The sequence below is a fragment of the Luteibacter sp. 9133 genome (assembly GCF_000800155.1).
Lineage (GTDB): Bacteria > Pseudomonadota > Gammaproteobacteria > Xanthomonadales > Rhodanobacteraceae > Luteibacter > Luteibacter mycovicinus.
Genome location: NZ_JUHO01000001.1, coordinates 3,853,306 through 3,870,051 on the forward strand (window position 1 = coordinate 3,853,306; position 16,746 = coordinate 3,870,051).

General features: G+C 64.7%; 18 protein-coding genes. 8 read left to right on the forward strand and 10 right to left on the reverse strand.

Going from position 1 to position 16,746, the window contains the following annotated elements; all coding sequences use genetic code 11:
• Window positions 1–25: 25 nt before the first annotated feature.
• A complete protein-coding gene (locus FA87_RS16870) occupies window positions 26–664 on the reverse strand; it encodes a response regulator transcription factor (RefSeq protein ID WP_036109944.1) in 639 nt (212 codons plus the stop codon).
• 107 nt (window positions 665–771) lie between these two features.
• Here FA87_RS16870 and FA87_RS16875 point away from each other — a divergent pair, with 107 nt between their 5' ends.
• Both FA87_RS16875 and FA87_RS16880 read left to right on the forward strand, forming a co-directional pair.
• Window positions 772–3,663, forward strand: a complete 2,892-nt coding sequence (locus FA87_RS16875; RefSeq protein ID WP_081996627.1) for a transporter substrate-binding domain-containing protein — start codon at window positions 772–774, stop codon at window positions 3,661–3,663.
• A 108-nt stretch (window positions 3,664–3,771) separates the two neighbouring features.
• Window positions 3,772–3,993, forward strand: a complete 222-nt coding sequence (locus FA87_RS16880; RefSeq protein WP_043696192.1) for a hypothetical protein — start codon at window positions 3,772–3,774, stop codon at window positions 3,991–3,993.
• Window positions 3,994–3,996: 3 nt separating this feature from the next.
• On the opposite strand, the gene FA87_RS16885 is transcribed toward FA87_RS16880, so the two are convergent.
• The 5 genes from FA87_RS16885 to FA87_RS16905 form a co-directional block, all read right to left on the reverse strand.
• Entirely contained in the window at window positions 3,997–4,431 is a 435-nt protein-coding gene (locus FA87_RS16885; RefSeq protein WP_043696195.1) for a PA2169 family four-helix-bundle protein, read from the reverse strand.
• 66 nt (window positions 4,432–4,497) lie between these two features.
• Complete coding sequence (locus FA87_RS16890; RefSeq protein ID WP_043696197.1) at window positions 4,498–5,250, reverse strand: DUF2884 family protein; 753 nt, start codon at window positions 5,248–5,250, stop codon at window positions 4,498–4,500.
• Between the two features lie 61 nt (window positions 5,251–5,311).
• Window positions 5,312–5,842 (reverse strand): hypothetical protein, encoded by a 531-nt coding sequence (locus FA87_RS16895; RefSeq protein WP_043696200.1) that lies wholly within the window; start codon window positions 5,840–5,842, stop codon window positions 5,312–5,314.
• 2 nt (window positions 5,843–5,844) lie between these two features.
• Complete coding sequence (locus tag FA87_RS16900; protein ID WP_043696203.1) at window positions 5,845–6,369, reverse strand: peroxiredoxin; 525 nt, start codon at window positions 6,367–6,369, stop codon at window positions 5,845–5,847.
• Window positions 6,370–6,500: 131 nt separating this feature from the next.
• Window positions 6,501–6,962, reverse strand: a complete 462-nt coding sequence (locus tag FA87_RS16905; protein WP_036109922.1) for a hypothetical protein — start codon at window positions 6,960–6,962, stop codon at window positions 6,501–6,503.
• A 199-nt stretch (window positions 6,963–7,161) separates the two neighbouring features.
• Here FA87_RS16905 and FA87_RS16910 point away from each other — a divergent pair, with 199 nt between their 5' ends.
• Window positions 7,162–7,575 (forward strand): universal stress protein, encoded by a 414-nt coding sequence (locus FA87_RS16910; protein WP_036109918.1) that lies wholly within the window; start codon window positions 7,162–7,164, stop codon window positions 7,573–7,575.
• 70 nt (window positions 7,576–7,645) lie between these two features.
• Entirely contained in the window at window positions 7,646–8,467 is an 822-nt protein-coding gene (locus FA87_RS16915; RefSeq protein WP_036109915.1) for a ferritin-like domain-containing protein, read from the forward strand.
• On the opposite strand, the gene FA87_RS16920 is transcribed toward FA87_RS16915, so the two are convergent.
• A complete protein-coding gene (locus FA87_RS16920; RefSeq protein WP_036109912.1) occupies window positions 8,468–9,175 on the reverse strand; it encodes a hypothetical protein in 708 nt (235 codons plus the stop codon). It abuts the gene before it with no gap.
• 100 nt (window positions 9,176–9,275) lie between these two features.
• On the opposite strand from FA87_RS16920, the gene FA87_RS16925 reads away from it, so the two are divergent.
• A complete protein-coding gene (locus FA87_RS16925) occupies window positions 9,276–10,535 on the forward strand; it encodes an MFS transporter (RefSeq protein ID WP_043696205.1) in 1,260 nt (419 codons plus the stop codon).
• 62 nt (window positions 10,536–10,597) lie between these two features.
• Entirely contained in the window at window positions 10,598–11,902 is a 1,305-nt protein-coding gene (locus FA87_RS16930; protein ID WP_043696208.1) for a thioredoxin family protein, read from the forward strand.
• 58 nt (window positions 11,903–11,960) lie between these two features.
• On the opposite strand, the gene FA87_RS16935 is transcribed toward FA87_RS16930, so the two are convergent.
• Window positions 11,961–12,269, reverse strand: a complete 309-nt coding sequence (locus FA87_RS16935; RefSeq protein WP_036109904.1) for a DUF3247 family protein — start codon at window positions 12,267–12,269, stop codon at window positions 11,961–11,963.
• A gap of 107 nt (window positions 12,270–12,376) precedes the next feature.
• On the opposite strand from FA87_RS16935, the gene FA87_RS16940 reads away from it, so the two are divergent.
• Both FA87_RS16940 and FA87_RS16945 read left to right on the forward strand, forming a co-directional pair.
• Window positions 12,377–13,060: a glutathione S-transferase gene (locus FA87_RS16940; protein WP_036109899.1), complete on the forward strand. Its 684-nt coding sequence runs from the start codon at window positions 12,377–12,379 to the stop codon at window positions 13,058–13,060.
• A gap of 95 nt (window positions 13,061–13,155) precedes the next feature.
• Window positions 13,156–13,479 carry a hypothetical protein gene (locus tag FA87_RS16945; RefSeq protein ID WP_036109896.1) on the forward strand — a complete coding sequence of 108 codons (324 nt, stop codon included), beginning with the start codon at window positions 13,156–13,158 and terminating at the stop codon, window positions 13,477–13,479.
• A 96-nt stretch (window positions 13,480–13,575) separates the two neighbouring features.
• Here FA87_RS16945 and FA87_RS16950 read toward each other — a convergent pair whose 3' ends face one another.
• Both FA87_RS16950 and aceE read right to left on the reverse strand, forming a co-directional pair.
• Window positions 13,576–13,920: a DUF4377 domain-containing protein gene (locus tag FA87_RS16950; protein WP_052191412.1), complete on the reverse strand. Its 345-nt coding sequence runs from the start codon at window positions 13,918–13,920 to the stop codon at window positions 13,576–13,578.
• Between the two features lie 122 nt (window positions 13,921–14,042).
• Window positions 14,043–16,736, reverse strand: coding sequence for a pyruvate dehydrogenase (acetyl-transferring), homodimeric type (gene aceE, locus FA87_RS16955; RefSeq protein WP_043696211.1), 2,694 nt, complete (start codon window positions 16,734–16,736; stop codon window positions 14,043–14,045).
• Window positions 16,737–16,746 lie beyond the last annotated feature (10 nt).

Consider the following 16,746-nt stretch of genomic DNA (forward strand, 5'->3'; position numbering starts at 1 on the left):
GGTCACGGGATGACGTTCGGCACGGTCAGGAAGCGATGCCGCGTTCGCGGGCGTACTCGGACAGACGACTGTCGTGGTCGAGCCCCAGCTTTCGCATCGCGTCGCGCTTTTGCCGGCTCACCGTCTTGACACTGCGACTGAGTCGCTCCGCGATCTGCGAGATCGACATCCCGCCGACATAGAGCCGCACGACCTCCATCTCCCGCGCCGACAGACGCGACGCGTCGCTGGGCGCCTGTACGCCCGCCTCGTCGAACTGCCGGCGGATCGTATCGCTGAGAAACGGACGGCCATTGGCGGCCTGCCTGACGGCGACAGCCACTTCCCTGAGGGGTGCGCGCTTGTCGCATAGTCCGAGCGCGCCGCGCGCTCGCATGGCCTGCAGCACGGCGGCGTTGTTGACCATCGTAAGCACGACGACGGGCAACCTGGGGTAACGACGACGGATGAGATCGATCAGGCCGAGCCCATCGCCGTGACGGCCGCCCGGCATCGAAAAGTCGGTGACCACGACATCGCACGGACACGCGGCGAGTACGTCGAGCAAGCGATCGCCGTTGGCTGCCTCACCGACCACCTCGATGTCACCGGTAGCCTCGAGCGCGGCGCGCGTACCCATCAGGACTACCGGATGATCGTCGGCAATGATCGTTCGCAGAACCATGTTTTCCCTCAGCGGCGGAAATGCGCAGCCGCTTTCCATGCAATATGTTACTTCTGTTCGCATCGCGGAGATTACAGTAAAGCTCCGTTCGTGGTCGAAGGAACGCCATGAAGCTATTGAGAAAATTGGTCAAATTGGGATGTCTCGTCATCGCTTGGGGCGCGGCCCTCGACACGGCGTACGCGGGTGATCACCCACCGTTTGCATCGGCATCGCTCTGGCAGAGCGATGGGCGCACGACGGACGATCACGCGTGGGCGTTACCATCATCGTCGGAAGCCGATGTCCCGCTGAGCGAGGACGAACGACGCTGGCTCGCGACGCTTCCGGTATTGCGCATCGGCATCGATCCGACAGCCGCACCGCTATCGATGATCGGCCGGGATGGCGAAGCCGAGGGTCTGTCGATCGATTATCTGGAGGCCGCGCTGCACGCACTCGGCCTCAGGACGCGGACGGTACCGACATCGGACTGGCATGAGGCGGTACGCGCCGCGTCAGCCGGCGACATCGACGTACTCCCGGCCGCGTCGGCGCGTAACGCGGAACTCGGCAGGCATTTCATCTTTTCGGCGCCCTACGCCGAATTTCCGGTGATGATCGTCACCCGGGAGGATTTCGCCACCATCGGCGACAGTCACGACCTCGCGGGACGGCATGTCGCGGCCAACCTGTCCCAGGGCGCCGTGGCCGCAGCGGTCAAGGCGATACCTGGCGTCGGCGTCATCGACGTCCGGACCACAGCGGATGGATTGCAGGCCGTGGCCACGGGCACGGCGGAGGCTTACGTCGGTGACATCGCCACCGCGGAGGCGCTGATCCGGCGCGATTATCCGGCGAAACTCAAGCTGGCCGCCCCGACGAACGAGCGCGCTGAACTCACCGTCGCCGTGTCGGCTCGCTACGCCCCCCTGGTCCCGTTGATCGACCGGGCTCTGGCCCGCTTGCCGGAACGCCGCTCGCAGTCGATCCGCAATACGTGGCTGCGTTCGCACTACACGTGGGGTGGGTCCTGGACGGAGATCGCACGCAAGGTCGGGCCAGCGGGCGTGCTCGCACTGCTGTTGCTGATGGCCGTGTCGTACGCCTACCTCCAGCTACGCAGGGAAACGCGAAGGCGCGTGCGCAGCGAAGCGCAACTGGCCGATGTCACACGCCATATGCCGGCCGTCGTCTATCGCTTCATGTACCGGACCGATGGTCCCATCACCTTCATCTACGTCGGCGGCAACCCGGAGCCCATGTTCGGCATCGACGCGGAAACGATCCTTCGCGACGAACGTCGCGCCTTCGAACGGGTGGACGAACGCGACCAGTCATCGCTCCTGGCTGCGATGGCGCAGAGTGCCGCGACGTTGCAGCCCCTGCATGCGGAGCTTCGTGTCAGGGACGTCGCACCGGAACGCTGGGTGGCGTCCCACGCCTTGCCACGGCGCGTCGGCGACGCCGTCGAATTCACCGGCTACTGGATCGATGTGTCGGAACGCCACCGGCAGTCGAGCCAGCTGGCCTCGGCAAAGCTCGCAGCCGAAGCCGCCACTCAGGCAAAGAGCCGATTTCTGGCCACCATGAGCCACGAAATCCGCACGCCGATGCATGGCGTGCTCGGTACGCTCGAGATACTGGGTGAAACCGAACTGGACGAGGCACAACGGCGACTGCTGACCACGGCGGAGAGCTCGGCCGAGGCACTGCTGCAAATCCTGGACGATGTGCTGGATTTTTCGCGGATCGAGGCGGGCCGCGTCCTGATCGATCCCTCACCCGTGGACATCCGCTCGCTGGTATCCGGAGTCATCGACCTTCATCGCTGGCAGGCGGGCAAGAAGGGCCTGCGACTGGGCACTCGCATCGACCCCCGCCTCGCGGCATGCCTTCTTGTGGACAGCAGCCGCCTGCGCCAGATTCTGCTGAACCTGGTAAGCAACGCGGTGAAATTCACGGAGGAAGGCGGCGTCGAGCTGACGGTCGACGTCATCGAGGACACGCCTGAAGTCCAGGCGGTGCGCTTCTGCGTCGGCGACACGGGGATAGGCGTCGCGACCGAGGATATCGACCGGCTGTTTTCTCCCTTCAGCCAGGCCGAAGCGTCGACGGCACGACGTTTCGGCGGTAGTGGACTCGGCCTGACCATCAGTCGCAGCCTCATAGATCTCCTGCATGGGCAGATCGCCATGAGCGGCTCGCCAGGCGTGGGCACGCGGGTCACCGTGGATCTCAGCCTTCGCGTCTGCGAGGCGACGAGTCCGCCCGACACGGTGCCCGAGCCAACCGGCACCGTGGCGCGTATGTGCCATGTGCTGGTCGCCGAGGATCACGCGATCAACCGCGAGCTCGTCGCGGCGCAGCTCGAACGCCTCGGTCATCCCTACCGAATCGCCAACGACGGCGCTGAAGCGCTGGCCATTGCCGGGCAATGGCGTGTCGACGTGCTGCTCACCGACATCCACATGCCCGTCATGGACGGACATCAGCTCATACGCGTACTTCGCGAACGCGGCGAAAGCATGCGCATCGTCGCCATGACGGCGGATGTCATGGCGACGGAACGGGATCGTTGTCTGGCCGATGGCGTGGATGCGTTCGTCACCAAGCCGCTGCGACTGGCGACCTTGCGCGACGCGATCGTGCCGCCGGCAGGCGAGCCGCGGACGACCAGCGATTCGTGGGACTTCGACCTGTGGCGAGAATCCTTCGGTGACCTGTCCGCACTGCCCGCGATGATCGATCGTTTCGCCGCCGGCCTTCGCCGCGACGTCGACGAGCTGCTTGCCGCGGCGACGCCCGGCGCGGCAGGCGAACGACTGCATCGCATACTCGGCGGCATGCGCATTTTCGGCGCGTCGCCGGAGGCCGCCGCCGTGGAAGCGCTACAGCGCGCACTCGTATCCGGGCCGGCGGCAGAGGAAGCCATGGCTCGGCTGGCCGAGATGCCCCCTTTACTGGATCGCTTCGTGGCGCGGTTGAGGGACGCCGTACAGCATGGCCTCCAGTTCTGAGCAATTTCTCAAAATAAAACGCGATTTTTCAGAATCGTCTGATTCTTTGTCCCTGCGTCTCAAGGCCATCCTTCCAAGGAACGCGACAGCGCGGGGACGGAGGCAAACATGAGCGGCCACATCATCGATTATCACATCGCCGACCTGGGTGACGCCTGGGGAATTTTTCGCGACGGGCTGCAGATCGCCGTCCGCTCCGATGCGGCCGATGCCATCGCTTTCGCCAACTTTTTCGCGGATCGCGAGACGCTCATGGGCCGACAGCGCGTGCATGTATCAGCCGACAGGGTGATGCACCGGACGCTGCGCGACCTGCGCAAGGCTGCCTGACGGTCAGCGCCCCGTGGCGCCGCCGAGATTGGTCATGTCCAGATGCAGCAGGCGCAGGCGCGCGATGTGTCGGCCCACCGCCGCCCGATCGCCGGATGCTGCTTCCAGACGAAGAAACGCCTCGAGCAAACGATGTTCCATCTGTTCGAGCGTGCGGATCCAGGTCACATCGGGATTGTGGGACAGCTTCACCGTGGCCTCCATCATCGTCCGACGGACGCCGCTCATCGCACCGCCGGCCAGTGCGGGCCTACCACCGGTGGCGCTTACCTGGCCCTGCAAATCCCCTGCGATGGCGGTCAGGGAATCGGCGGACTCTTCAAGGATCGCGCGGAGCCCCGGCTCGCGGACGCTACGTGCCGCCTGACGATAGAGATCCCGATCCGCGATGACGCGGCGGATCAGCCCATTAACGACACGGATCGAAGTGCGTTCCATGGGCCGGACGTTAGCCCCCCCGGACTTAGCGCCCCCTAAATGCGGTCCATTCCGGTCAGCCAGCGGTCATTCGCCGCTTTCGAGCAGAAGCAGCGGGTGTCCGCTGGCATCGCGCAGCCCTGACTCGAGGTCGAGCAACTGGCGGATCGACGGGCACAGGGCCTGTACACGGGGCCTCAGTGCGTTTTCCACGCGAGTCATGACACGCGCCTGCCCGCCGCTCGATACCGATGCGACCCTGTCCCGCAGTGCGGCCGCACCCTGAAGATCGCCGTTCATCGCGAGCTGCATCGCTTCACCCCCCACGTCCTGGGTCAGGATGGGCGTGATATCGGACACGATTTCCTGCGCGTAGGCGCGCATCGCGTCTTCCTGCCAGTCGCGGGTGCTCTGGCTGGCGGCAATACGTCGCTTGATGTCGGCCACCCGAGCGTTCAGGGCGCGATCGAGATCGCCGCTCGCCGCCGCACCCGGAGCAGCCGTCGCCGCCTCGTCGCGTACCGCCTGGGCAGCGATGTCGACCCCATCGCTCGCCAGGGCCTTCGCTTTGGGTAACAACGCACGGACGCTTCGTTCGAACAACGCGACGCGGTCCTGCTCGTCGGGCCTGAGGCTGACGTCACGACCGTCCGTGGACAGCGATCCGTCGTGCATTCGCACGGTGCGCGGTGCGACCTCCGGCCGCTCGAACAGCAGCGCGTCAGGCCGTACGGTCAGATCGTAGCTGCTTGCGATGCGGCAGCTGTGGTCGAGACCCTGGGCTGCGGCACCGCCCGCGAAGCAGAGGGCCAGTACGAATGCGGTCAGGCGAGCGGTCATGAAGGATCCCGGCGAAAGTGACTCGATAGCTTCCGCCGGACTAATCCTCGCTGAACCGATCTCACAGACCCGATGCCAGAAACTGCTGGCGGACACGCACGCTGCCCAGCGCCCACGCCAGCCAGCCCAGCAGGGGCACCGACACCGCCTTGAGAATGACGCTCACCAGCATGATGGTGTGCTGCCTGCTCGCGACCGTCACCAGATCCGGCGGCAGGCCCGGCTGACCGAGCACGACGCCGATCTGTTGCCACTGACCGTAGGCGAACCAGGCCGTGTAAGCCGCCCAGACCATAAGCAACAGGGCGACGAGGCGCATCGCATCCCGAGCCCATGCCCGCCAGCGCAGTGTGGACAGCGCGACGACCATGATGCCGAAGGCGGCCAGCGTGTAACCCACCGACCAGGCCAGGGCGATACGGGGACTGGGGCCGCCGGCAACGGCTTCCTCCGTCAGCGCCCCGGCCGCATGCGCGACGACCACGGACGCATAGGCATTGATGACGAAACCCGCCGCGGCGAGCAGCATCACCAGCCATACGACGATGCGCCACGGCGCGAAGGGGCGCGCATTGCGGGATGCCTGGAGCACGCTCAGGCACCCGCCTTCTTGAACTGGTCGAGATCGGACAACACCTGACCGGAGTTCTTCTCCGGGTCGACGTCCTTGTAAACCTTGACGATCTTGCCGGCCGGGTCGATCAGGAAGGTTTCGCGGCGGGCGTACTTCATGCCGAGCTTGTTGTTGAGCACGTCGTACTTCACGGCCGTGGCGCCATCGGCGTCCGACAGGAGCGGGAACGGCACGTGATACTTCTCGGCGAACTCGGCGTGCGACTTGACGTCGTCGAGGCTGACGCCGACCACGTCTGCGCCGGCCTTGTGCAGCTTGGCGATGTCGTCGCGGAAGGTGCAGACCTCGGTGGTGCAACCGGCCGTGAAGTCCTTCGGATAGAAGTACATCACCAGCCACTTGCCCTTATGGGTGTCGAGGGTGTGCCAGTCACCCTTCTGATCCTGCAGGCGGAAATCCGGGGCCTTCTCACCGGCGACCGGGGTCGCGGCCCAGGCGGCGGCGGTGACGAGGGACAGGGCGATGACGCTTAGGAGGCGGCGCATGGGGAAACCTCGAAGGGGTGGAATACCGTGAGTGTACTCGCCGACCTCGCGGGGTGGCCTCACCTCGGTCAGCCGGCCGAAAAAAAAAGGGCGCCCGAGGGGGCGCCCTTCGAAACTGGCTGCGGTCGCGATTACTTGCTGCCGAGACGCTCGATTTCGAACTTGCTCAGATCCACGCCGAGGTTGAAGCCACGGCCGGTGCCGGTGACGGCAAGCGAGACTTCGCCCTTGGTCATGGCGGCGCTCTCGGCGCTCTTCACGACACCCGCGTTGGCGCCGCCCGAAGCGTATTCGCCGTAGATTTCGCTGATGCCCTTGACGTTGGTGAACTCGCCCTTGCCGCCTTCGATGCTGAACTTGCCAGCCGTCAGACCGCCGCCACGGACGTGGATGAGCACGTCGGCGCTCTGGCCGTTGTCGCAACGGACGTGGCCGCGGCCGTCAGCCTTCTTGTAGATGGCGGCCCAGCCGGTGGTGCTGAAGGTCATGTGGCACTTCGTTGCGGCGGTCGACTCGGCCTTCGCCGGCTGCACCGTGAAAGCACCTGCCGCGGCCACTGCGATAATGGCCATACCCGCGATGCGCTTGATCATGTTGATTCTCCGTAAGAGTGAGTGGCAGGGACTGTGTGTGGGCGGATTCTCCACTCACGAATGTGAAGAAACACGGAGTCCCGCCGTGGCCGTTCAGGAAGCTGCAGGCTACGTGGACGGCTGGTGAACCCCTCTCGCCGCGTCGACACGGTCGCTCTACTATCGAATGCGGTTGTCATAAGAGATAAAGAGAGCTGCCATGCCCAAGAACATTCTCGTCGGCTACGACGGCTCGGAAACCGCCCGCCGCGCCTACCTGTTCGCCATCGAACTGGCCGCCTGCGCCCAGGCCAGCGTGCACGTGGTCTCCGTCTGGCAGCTGGACAACGGCGCCGACACGTCGGCTCTCATGATGAGCGACAACGGTAAGGATCGCCTCGATGCCCTGCGGGCCGAAATCGCCGCGCTCCAGTCCGCGCCGGGTATCCAGGTGGAGGTGGGCATGGTCCACGGCAGCCCGGGCGACGCCCTGCTCTCGTACGTGGCTCAGCATGGGGTCGACCATATCGTCATCGGGCACACCGATCGGGGTGCCCTGGCCCGCTGGCTGGTCGGTTCGACCTCGACCGACGTGCTGGCCAAGGCGCATGTTCCCGTGACCGTGGTGCGCTAATCGCCCGGCTTTGTCACAATTCGGCAACGCCCCGGGGGGCAACACGTCAAGCGATCGAGGAACACCTTAAGTGAGCTACGCCGCCACCTTGCCATGGACGCTCGAACAACTGGACCTCTCGCGCATCGACATCGAGAAGGTCAGGCACAACGAAGACCTGTTCCTCCTGCTGTGCAGCTCGTCGTTCGTCGAAAGCGGTTCCGACCTGTACACGCATAACCTCGTCGATCATTTTGCCGGTGACGACGAGCTGCAGGCCTGGCTTCGCGATCACTGGGAGCACGAGGAAATGCAGCATGGCCGCGCGCTGGCCGCCTACGTTCGCCATGTGTGGCCCGAGTTCGACTGGGACGAAGGGTTCAGGAACTTCTTCGCGCACTACGGTTCCGTCTGCACCGCCGAAGAACTCGAGCCTAACCGCGGCCTCGAACTGGCGGCGCGCTGCGTCGTCGAAACAGGCACCGCCAGCCTCTATCGCGCGCTCAACGACGTCACCGATGAGCCGGTGCTGCGCGAACTGACCAACCACATCAAGAGCGACGAAGTCCGTCATTACAAGCACTTCTACCAGCACTTCCGGATCTATCGAAAGCGCGACGGTATCGGTCGCTTCAGCACGCTGCGCGTGCTGGTCAAGCGCCTGAGCGAGATCAAGAACGAGGACAGCGACATCGCGCTGCGCCACGTCTTCAATGTGCGCTATCCGGAGAAAGCGCACGACGACGCGGAATTCCGGCGTGTCACCAGCAAGGCGGAAGGCCTCCTGAAGCGGCATATTCCCGCGGAAATGACCGTAAAAATGCTGCTCCGCCCGCTGGACCTTCCCGCGAAGATGAACGCCATGCTCGAATGGCCGCTGACGCGGATCACCGAGAAGCTGTTCCTGCACTGATCATTTTTTCTTCGGCAACGGCGTCCACTTGTCGTTGTCGAAGCCGCCGGTTTCGAAGGTAAGGGTGGTTTCACCACGGGTGATCGTCACGACATCGATCGTGAGCCGCTTCGTCTTCGCAAGATCCTTGAGAAAGGCGGCATCGTTGCGGAACAGCAGTGCGGGTTCTCCCGTCGGCGGGCGGAAGGCCTTGATGGTTTTCGGCTTGCCGTCGAAAGTGGCCTTTAGGTCGCAGTCGCCCTTGCAGACGAAGCCCTTGCCGCCGGTCGCGTAGAGAAACACGCTCTGGCCCCAGGCGGTATGCCGCCGCAGGATCAGGCGCACCGTCTCTTCGCCCGTGGGGCGCGTGGTCTGGATCGTGGCCGTACTCTGCGTGCCGCCCTGCATGGGTGAGGTCTGGTAGAGCCACAACGCGGACAGGCGCGCCTTCTCGCTGGCGGCCTTGAAGTTGGTTTCCAGGTCGGCGAGCGTCTTTTTCACCTCGGCGGCGGCTGGCGTGTCCGGATATTTGTCGACGATCTCATGTCCCAGCTGCACGGCCGGGCCATCGTTGTGCAGCTTCAGCAACTGCTGGTAGGTCTCGAGCTTCTTCGCCGCTTCGTCGGCCTGATTGTTGGCGACGGGCGCCTGCGCGGCCGGCTGATCCTGCGGTGACGAACAGGCGGCGGTGAGCGCGGTAACGGCGATGAGCGTGGCGAGTCTGCGCATGATCTTGCGATTCCGGCATGGAAAGCCGTAGCTTCGCCCTTCGACGACGCGATTGGCAAGGCGACGCGTAAAATGCGCGAACGCTCCCAAGGAAGTACTCATGTCGTCCATGCCCCCGGCGCCCGTTTTCCTGCTGCGCCATCGCGCTTTCCTGCAGTTCTGGTTTGCCAGGAACGCGTCGAGCTTCGGCTTCCAGATGATGTCGGTCGCGGTGGGCTGGCAAATCTACGAGATCACCGGGCGCGCCCTGGATCTCGGCCTTATCGGCCTCGTGCAGTTCGTGCCCTCGGTACTGCTGGCGCTGCCGGCAGGACATGTCGCGGACCAGTTCGACCGGCGGCGAATCGTTACGCTCTGCCAGGCGATCGAATGGCTCGCCATCGCGGCGCTGGCGGTCTTCAGCTTCACCGGCCACCTGAACGAAGCGGGCATTCTGGCGCTGGTCTTCGTGATCGGCGTCGGCAAGGCGTTCGAGTTCCCGGCATTGTCGGCGATGCTGCCGGCCATCGTTCCCGCCCACGTGCTTCCACGGGCGATGGCGTCCACCTCCGCCGCGGGACAGGCCGCGATGATCGCCGGCCCGGCGCTTGGCGGCCTGTTGTATATCGCGGGCCCCGCCGCGGTCTACGGTGTGTCCGCCGTGCTCTACCTCGTCGCGTTCACGCTGATGTCGCGGCTGTCGTACGACCACGCGCCGCCCCGCCGTGAGCCGGCGACCCTGAAAACGCTGTTCGCGGGCGTGCACTTCATCCGTCGTCGGCCGGCGGTGTTCGGCGTGATATCGCTGGATCTGTTCGCGGTGCTGCTGGGTGGCGCTACCGCGTTGCTCCCCATCTTTGCCAAGGACATCCTGCACACGGGCCCCTGGGGCCTGGGCATGCTGCGTGGCGCTCCGGCGGTGGGCGCGCTGCTGATGTCGATCTGGCTGTCACGACACACGCTCGAGCGCCGGGTCGGGCCGATCATGTTCGCCTCGGTGGCCGGATTCGGCATCGCGACGCTGGTCTTCGCTTTGTCCACCTCGCTCTGGCTGTCCATCGTCGCGCTGTTCGCGCTGGGCGCGTTCGACATGGTCAGCATGGTGATCCGCGGCGCGCTGGTACAGCTGGAGACACCCGACGACATGCGCGGCCGCGTCAGCGCCGTCAATGCCATCTTCATCAACACCTCCAACCAGCTGGGCGAATTCGAGTCGGGAATACTCGCCGCGGCACTTGGCGCGGTCAACGCGACCCTTATCGGCGGCATCGGCACGCTGGTCGTGGTCGGGCTCTGGATGTGGTGGTTCCCGTCCCTGCGGCACCGCCAGGGGCTGGTATCCGAGCCGGAGCCCGTCGAAGGCGCCAGCGACACGATCTGACACACCCGTTGAAACGTGCTATTAGGGTGGACGTCTATACCGCCAAAAAGGGGACGTCCACCATGAAGCGCCTGCTCGCCGCCACCCTTGTCGCCCTCGCCGCGCCGGCTTTCGCCGCCCATGAGGGCCCAGCCAGTCTCGATGCCGCCCTCGCCCAGGGCAAGCGCGAGCACAAGCCGGTGCTCGTCGATTTTCAGGCGGTATGGTGTTATTCGTGCTACTTCATGGCCAGTCACGTGCTCAACGGCAAGGAGTGGACGGATCTCAACACTAAGGTGATTTTCTACGAGGCCGACGCCGACCAACCGGCCGACAAGGCCTGGATGACGAAGTGGAACGTGCACTTCCTGCCCACCTATGTGGCCATCGGCCCGGACGGCGAGGAACTCGGTCGCATCCTCGCCGAACGTCCCCGCGACACGTTCTATAAAGAGGTCGGCGGACTGCTTTCCGGCGATGCACGCCTGTCGAAGCAGAAGGCGGATGCCGCGAAGGGCTCGCTCGCCTCGGTGGCCGACGTACTCGATACCTACCAGCTGCGCTATCAGGGCACCGAAGGTATGGCGTGGTTCGACACGCTGCCACCGATGGTCCGCAACGTGTCCGACAAGGACAAACGCGTCGCGCTTGCCAAGCAGCGCCTGCTCCTCCTACAGGCTAAGGAAAAGAAGGACGACGCCGCGATCGCCGCCGCGGCGACGAAGATTCTCGACGGCAATATCGGCTGCGATCGTCCTTACGTGCTGGACGATCTGATCGGTGCCACCGAAACGCGGCATCCCGACTCACGGACGGCCGCACTGAGCCCGCAGAAGGCACCGTACGAGCAGTTCATCGCGACGCAGGTCTTCACCGCGACTCCCGCATGTGCCGATCAGCGAAGCGCCGTGCTGACGGCTGCCGATCTCGATGCGGCGCTTGGCGATCACGAGGGTGAGCAGGCCGTCCTGCGCAAGGCGATCGATCTCAGCCGCGAGAAGCTGCACGGCGACCTCAGGAGCGATCGCAATCTCGCCGACAACCTGCGCGTCTACCTCGTGCGGGCGAAGGCGGGCGATGAACTCGACACGCTGGAAAAGCAGCTCATCGCGGCGTACCCGGACGATTACGTGTACAGCTATCGCTATGGACGCCGCCTCGTGGAGAAGGGCGATGCGGCCGGCGGGCTCCCGTATCTGGACGCCGCGGCCACGAAGGCCTATGGCGCGAATCGCTTTACGGTGGCGACGTTCCGGGTAAAGGCACTTCGTGCACTCCATCGCGATGGCGAGGCGAAAAAGGTGGTGGCGGAGACTATCGCGGCGGAAGGCAAGGCCTTTCCGGAGCAGAGCAAGAAGCTGCAGGAGTCGTTGGCCGCTGCCGGCTGAGACGGGGCCGCCGGACACCGGGGCGAGCCGCTGGCGGACCCCGGTTCCACATCGTCACTCAGCTCTGTGACGTCCCGTAAACCACCGAATCCAGGTGCTCCACCTTCGCAATCGTGTCGAGCGAGACCGTCGCCGACCATTCGGGGCGGGCGGGGTCGATCAGCTTGACCACGCCGTTGACGCCTTCGGTGCCGGCTGGGTCCACAAAATTCTGCACCGTCGGCACCACCGCCACGACGCCCTCCATCCGCGAGCCGTCCCGCAGATGCAGCACGACCTTCGCGTTATCCCTCAGATCCCCGATGAGCGCCTGAAGGCGCTCGATGGATCCGGGGCCAGTGTGAATCGTCTCGGCTTCGCGGCTCATGGCATCGCTCCTCGTGAACAAGATCCCAGACGCTACTCTCCGCCCGTCGATGGAATGTCTACGTGGCACGCTGCTAACCTGCGCCTCCCTCCACGCGCGAGTCAGCCATGATCACGGTCCATCACCTGAACAACTCGCGCTCACAGCGCGTCCTGTGGCTGCTGGAGGAACTCGGCCTGCCGTACGAGATCGTCCGCTACGAGCGCGACCCGAAGACGATGCTGGCGCCCAGGTCGCTTCGCGCCATCCACCCGCTGGGTAAATCGCCGGTATTGGTCGACGGCGACATCACCGTGGCGGAGTCGGGCGCCATCATCGAATACCTGGTCGGTCGCTACGGCAACGGACGACTGAAACCACCCGCGGATACCGCCGATGCGCGGCGTTACACCTATTTTCTGCACTACGCGGAAGGCTCGGCCATGCCACCACTCCTGCTCAAACTGGTGTTCGTCCGCATGGAGAGCGCCCCGGTGCCGTTCTTCGCGAAGCCGGTGGCACGAATGATGGCGAAGGGCGGGCAGAAAACGTTCATCGATCCGCAGCTCAAGCTGCATCTGGACTACCTGGAAGGCGAAATCGGCCAGTCGGGCTGGTTCGCCGGTGACGAGTTCACGGCCGCCGACATCCAGATGAGTTTCCCGCTGGAAGCCGCCGCAAGCCGGGGCGGACTGGATGCGTCACGCCCTCGCCTGACCGCTTTCCTGGAAAGGATCCACGCACGTCCGGCCTATCAGGCGGCCCTGAAACGTGGCGGCGATTACGACCTGGCGCCGAAGCCGCCCCGCTGAATCGCCGTTCAATCGCACCCTCGGCTGTTTACACCGTGCTCACGGCGGGGATCGCAAAGTCGATCCCCGTCCGCATCACTTGAGAGGGAGTCACCATGAGCAGAAATCGTGAATTCGCGCGTCAGGTCGAGAGCGCCGTCAACGGTGTATCGGGGCGCGTCCGTCACTACGCCGATGAGGCCCAGAGCTCGGGCAACGATCTGCTCGATCGCACCCGTCGCGTCACCAACAAGTTCGCCAGCCGCAGCACCGGTCGTCGTGCGCGCTACCTGGCTGAGGATTTCGCGGACGAGGCGACCTATCAGTATCGCAAGCTGCGCAAGCAGGTCCGTCGCAACCCGGGCGTCACTATCGGCATCGCCGCGGCCGCTATCGGCACCTTCCTGCTGATCCGCCACGCGCTGCGCGACGACGACTGATCGACGTCGAACTGCCCGACGAAAGGCCGGAATCGCTTCCGGCCTTTTTTGTTACCCGACGTTTTTACTATCTCAAAGATCGGTTTCAGCCATCGATCAAGGTGTCGGCGGCATCGACTCGGCGTGCTGTTCGACAATCTTGTCGACGTGCCAGGTAACGCGCGACGCATCCATCGGCGCGTTCTTCGAACGAACTTCGGTGATCTTCAGCAGGTACTCGTTACCTGGCTTCCAGTCGAGTCCCTCGACCGGCACGTATGTGATCTGCCAGGGTTTGCTCGGCTCCTCGCGGTACTGAAGACATTCGGTCTTCATGACGCCGGTGGTGCATGGCACCTTGCTGCCGGCGATATACAGCAGCCGCGATGCCGAGCCCTGCTGGGGCGAGGTCGCGCACGCAGCGAGCGTGACGACGGCGACAGTGAGCAAAGGAAGGCGCATGGCAGGAATTCCGCAGTCGGTTGCGTTCATGGATAACAGCCCCGCCATCGACATGACGTGATGCCAAAAAAAGAAAGGGCCGGATCGCTCCGGCCCTTTTTACGCGTCTCACATGACGACTGTCAGACCGTCATCGGGTTCGGCTTATCCATGTCGAGCTTGTATTCCTTGATCGCGCGGCTGACGTCCTTGGCGTTGACCTTGCCTTCCTTCGCCAGCGCAGCCAGGGCGGCCTGGGCGATCCAGTAGCGATCGACCTCGAAATGGCTGCGCAGGTGCGCACGCGTATCGCTGCGGCCGTAGCCGTCCGTGCCGAGCACCGTGTAACGCATGCCGTCCGGCATGAAGGCGCGGACCTGATCGGCGAACTCACGCACGTAGTCGGTCGCGGCGATCGCCGGACCCTGACGGTCGGCGAGCAGCCCGGTGATGTACGGCACGCGCTGCGGCGATTCCGGATGCAGACGGTTCCAGCGCTCGGCGTCGAAACCTTCGCGACGGACTTCCGAGAAGCTCGGCACCGACCAGATGTCGGACGAGACACCGAAGTCCTTCTCGAGCAGTTCGGCGGCCGCGATGACTTCGCGCAGGATCGTGCCCGAACCCATCAGCTGTACGCGCGGCTCGTTCTTCTTCGCCTTGCCGCCGTCCTTGAACAGGTACATGCCCTTGACGATACCTTCCTCGCTGCCCTTCGGCAGATCGGGGTGGGCGTAGTTCTCGTTCATCACGGTGATGTAGTAGTAGACGTCTTCCTGCTCCTGCATCATGCGGCGCGTACCGTCCTGCATGATGACGGCCAGCTCGTAGGAGAAGGTCGGGTCGTACGACACCACGTTCGGGATCGCGCCGGAGAGCAGGTGCGAGTGACCGTCTTCGTGCTGCAGGCCTTCGCCATTGAGCGTGGTGCGGCCCGAGGTACCGCCGATGAGGAAGCCGCGCGCGCGCATGTCGCCGGCGGCCCAGCAGAGGTCGCCGATGCGCTGGAAACCGAACATCGAGTAGTAGATGAAGAACGGCAGCATCGGCACGTTGCTGATGCTGTAGCTGGTGGCCGCGGCCAGCCAGGCGCTCATGCCGCCGGCCTCACTGATGCCTTCCTGCAGCACCTGACCCTTCTGGTCCTCGCGGTAATACAGCAGCTGGTCGGCATCCTGCGGCCGGTACTTCTGACCGAACGGCGCATAGATACCGATCTGGCGGAACATGCCTTCCATACCGAAGGTGCGGGCTTCGTCGGCCACGATAGGGACGATGCGCGGGCCCAGCTCCTTGTCACGCAGCATGAGGTTCATGCCACGCACGAGGGCCATGGTGGTGGAGATCTCGCGATCGCCGGTGCCCTTGGTGATCTGCTCGAACGACTCGATCGTCGGTGCCTTGAACGACTGGTCGGACTTGCGGCGGCGCTGCGGCAGCGAACCGCCGAGCGCGCGACGGCGCTCGAGCATGTACTGCACTTCTTCCGAGTCCTTGCCCGGATGGTAGTACGGCACTTCGTCGAGCTTGTCGTCGGGAATGGGAATGTTGAAGCGGTCGCGGAAGGCGCGGATCGCGTCGGTGTCCATCTTCTTCTGGTTGTGCGCCGGATTCTGCGACTCACCCGCGGCGCCCATGCCGTAGCCCTTCACCGTCTTGGCGAGGACGACGGTCGGCATGCCCCTGGTGTTCACGGCCGCGTGGTAGGCCGCATAGACCTTGTGCGGATCGTGGCCACCGCGGTTCAGGCGCCAGATGTCGTCGTCGGACATGTTGGCGACCAGCGCGGCGGTTTCCGGGTACTTGCCGAAGAATTTCTCGCGCGTGTAGGCGCCACCGAAGGCCTTGCAGGCCTGGTACTCGCCGTCGACGGTTTCCATCATCAGCTGACGCAGCTTGCCCGAGGTGTCGCGGGCGAGAAGCGGATCCCAGTAGCTGCCCCAGGCGACCTTGATGGCGTTCCAGCCGGCGCCACGGAACACGCCTTCCAGTTCCTGGATGATCTTGCCGTTGCCGCGAACCGGGCCGTCGAGGCGCTGCAGGTTGCAGTTGATGACGAAGATCAGGTTGTCGAGGCCCTCGCGGCCGGCCAGCGAGATCGCACCCAGCGACTCCGGCTCGTCCGACTCGCCGTCACCCATGAAGCACCAGATCTTGCGATCGGACTTCGGAACGAGGCCGCGGTGTTCGAGGTATTTCCAGAACTGCGCCTGATAGATCGCCTGGATCGGGCCGAGACCCATCGAGACGGTCGGCACCTGCCAGTAGTCGGGCATGAGCCAGGGATGCGGGTAGGAGGACAGGCCACGGCCCTTGCCTTCCACTTCCATGCGGAACAGGTCGAGCTGTTCTTCGCCGATGCGGCCTTCGAGGAACGAGCGGGCGTAGACACCCGGCGCCGAATGGCCCTGATGGAACACCAGGTCGCCCGGGTGGTCCGCGCTGGGGGCGCGCCAGAAGTGATTGAAGCCGACGTCGTACAGGGTCGCCGAGGAGGCGAAGCTGGAGATGTGGCCGCCGAGGTCGCCCGGCTTGCGGTTGGCGCGAACGACGGTGGCGAGGGCGTTCCAGCGGACCAGCGAGCGGATGCGCCACTCGATGGCGGCGTCGCCCGGGCTGCGCGCTTCCATGTGCGGCGGGATGGTGTTCACGTACTCCGTCGTCGGATCGAACGGCAGGTAGCCGCCCGCGCGACGGGTCGAATCGACCATGCGCTCCAGCAGGTAATGCGCGCGCTCGGTACCGTCATGATTGATGACGGCGTTGAGCGACTCGACCCATTCCCGGGTTTCGGTAGGGTCGAGGTCCTGGTTCAGGATATCGTCGATCTGGTCCATGGATGCTCCG

Excerpts from the sequence above, each read along its gene's own strand:
- FA87_RS16870 (WP_036109944.1), bottom strand. The coding sequence starts at position 664 with ATGGTTCTGCGAACGATCATTGCCGACGATCATCCGGTAGTCCTGATG.
- FA87_RS16875 (WP_081996627.1), top strand. The coding sequence starts at position 772 with ATGAAGCTATTGAGAAAATTGGTCAAATTGGGATGTCTCGTCATCGCT.
- FA87_RS16880 (WP_043696192.1), top strand. The coding sequence starts at position 3,772 with ATGAGCGGCCACATCATCGATTATCACATCGCCGACCTGGGTGACGCC.
- FA87_RS16885 (WP_043696195.1), bottom strand. The coding sequence starts at position 4,431 with ATGGAACGCACTTCGATCCGTGTCGTTAATGGGCTGATCCGCCGCGTC.
- FA87_RS16890 (WP_043696197.1), bottom strand. The coding sequence starts at position 5,250 with ATGACCGCTCGCCTGACCGCATTCGTACTGGCCCTCTGCTTCGCGGGC.
- FA87_RS16900 (WP_043696203.1), bottom strand. The coding sequence starts at position 6,369 with ATGCGCCGCCTCCTAAGCGTCATCGCCCTGTCCCTCGTCACCGCCGCC.
- FA87_RS16905 (WP_036109922.1), bottom strand. The coding sequence starts at position 6,962 with ATGATCAAGCGCATCGCGGGTATGGCCATTATCGCAGTGGCCGCGGCA.
- FA87_RS16910 (WP_036109918.1), top strand. The coding sequence starts at position 7,162 with ATGCCCAAGAACATTCTCGTCGGCTACGACGGCTCGGAAACCGCCCGC.
- FA87_RS16920 (WP_036109912.1), bottom strand. The coding sequence starts at position 9,175 with ATGCGCAGACTCGCCACGCTCATCGCCGTTACCGCGCTCACCGCCGCC.
- FA87_RS16925 (WP_043696205.1), top strand. The coding sequence starts at position 9,276 with ATGTCGTCCATGCCCCCGGCGCCCGTTTTCCTGCTGCGCCATCGCGCT.
- FA87_RS16930 (WP_043696208.1), top strand. The coding sequence starts at position 10,598 with ATGAAGCGCCTGCTCGCCGCCACCCTTGTCGCCCTCGCCGCGCCGGCT.
- FA87_RS16935 (WP_036109904.1), bottom strand. The coding sequence starts at position 12,269 with ATGAGCCGCGAAGCCGAGACGATTCACACTGGCCCCGGATCCATCGAG.
- FA87_RS16940 (WP_036109899.1), top strand. The coding sequence starts at position 12,377 with ATGATCACGGTCCATCACCTGAACAACTCGCGCTCACAGCGCGTCCTG.
- FA87_RS16945 (WP_036109896.1), top strand. The coding sequence starts at position 13,156 with ATGAGCAGAAATCGTGAATTCGCGCGTCAGGTCGAGAGCGCCGTCAAC.
- FA87_RS16950 (WP_052191412.1), bottom strand. The coding sequence starts at position 13,920 with ATGCGCCTTCCTTTGCTCACTGTCGCCGTCGTCACGCTCGCTGCGTGC.
- aceE (WP_043696211.1), bottom strand. The coding sequence starts at position 16,736 with ATGGACCAGATCGACGATATCCTGAACCAGGACCTCGACCCTACCGAA.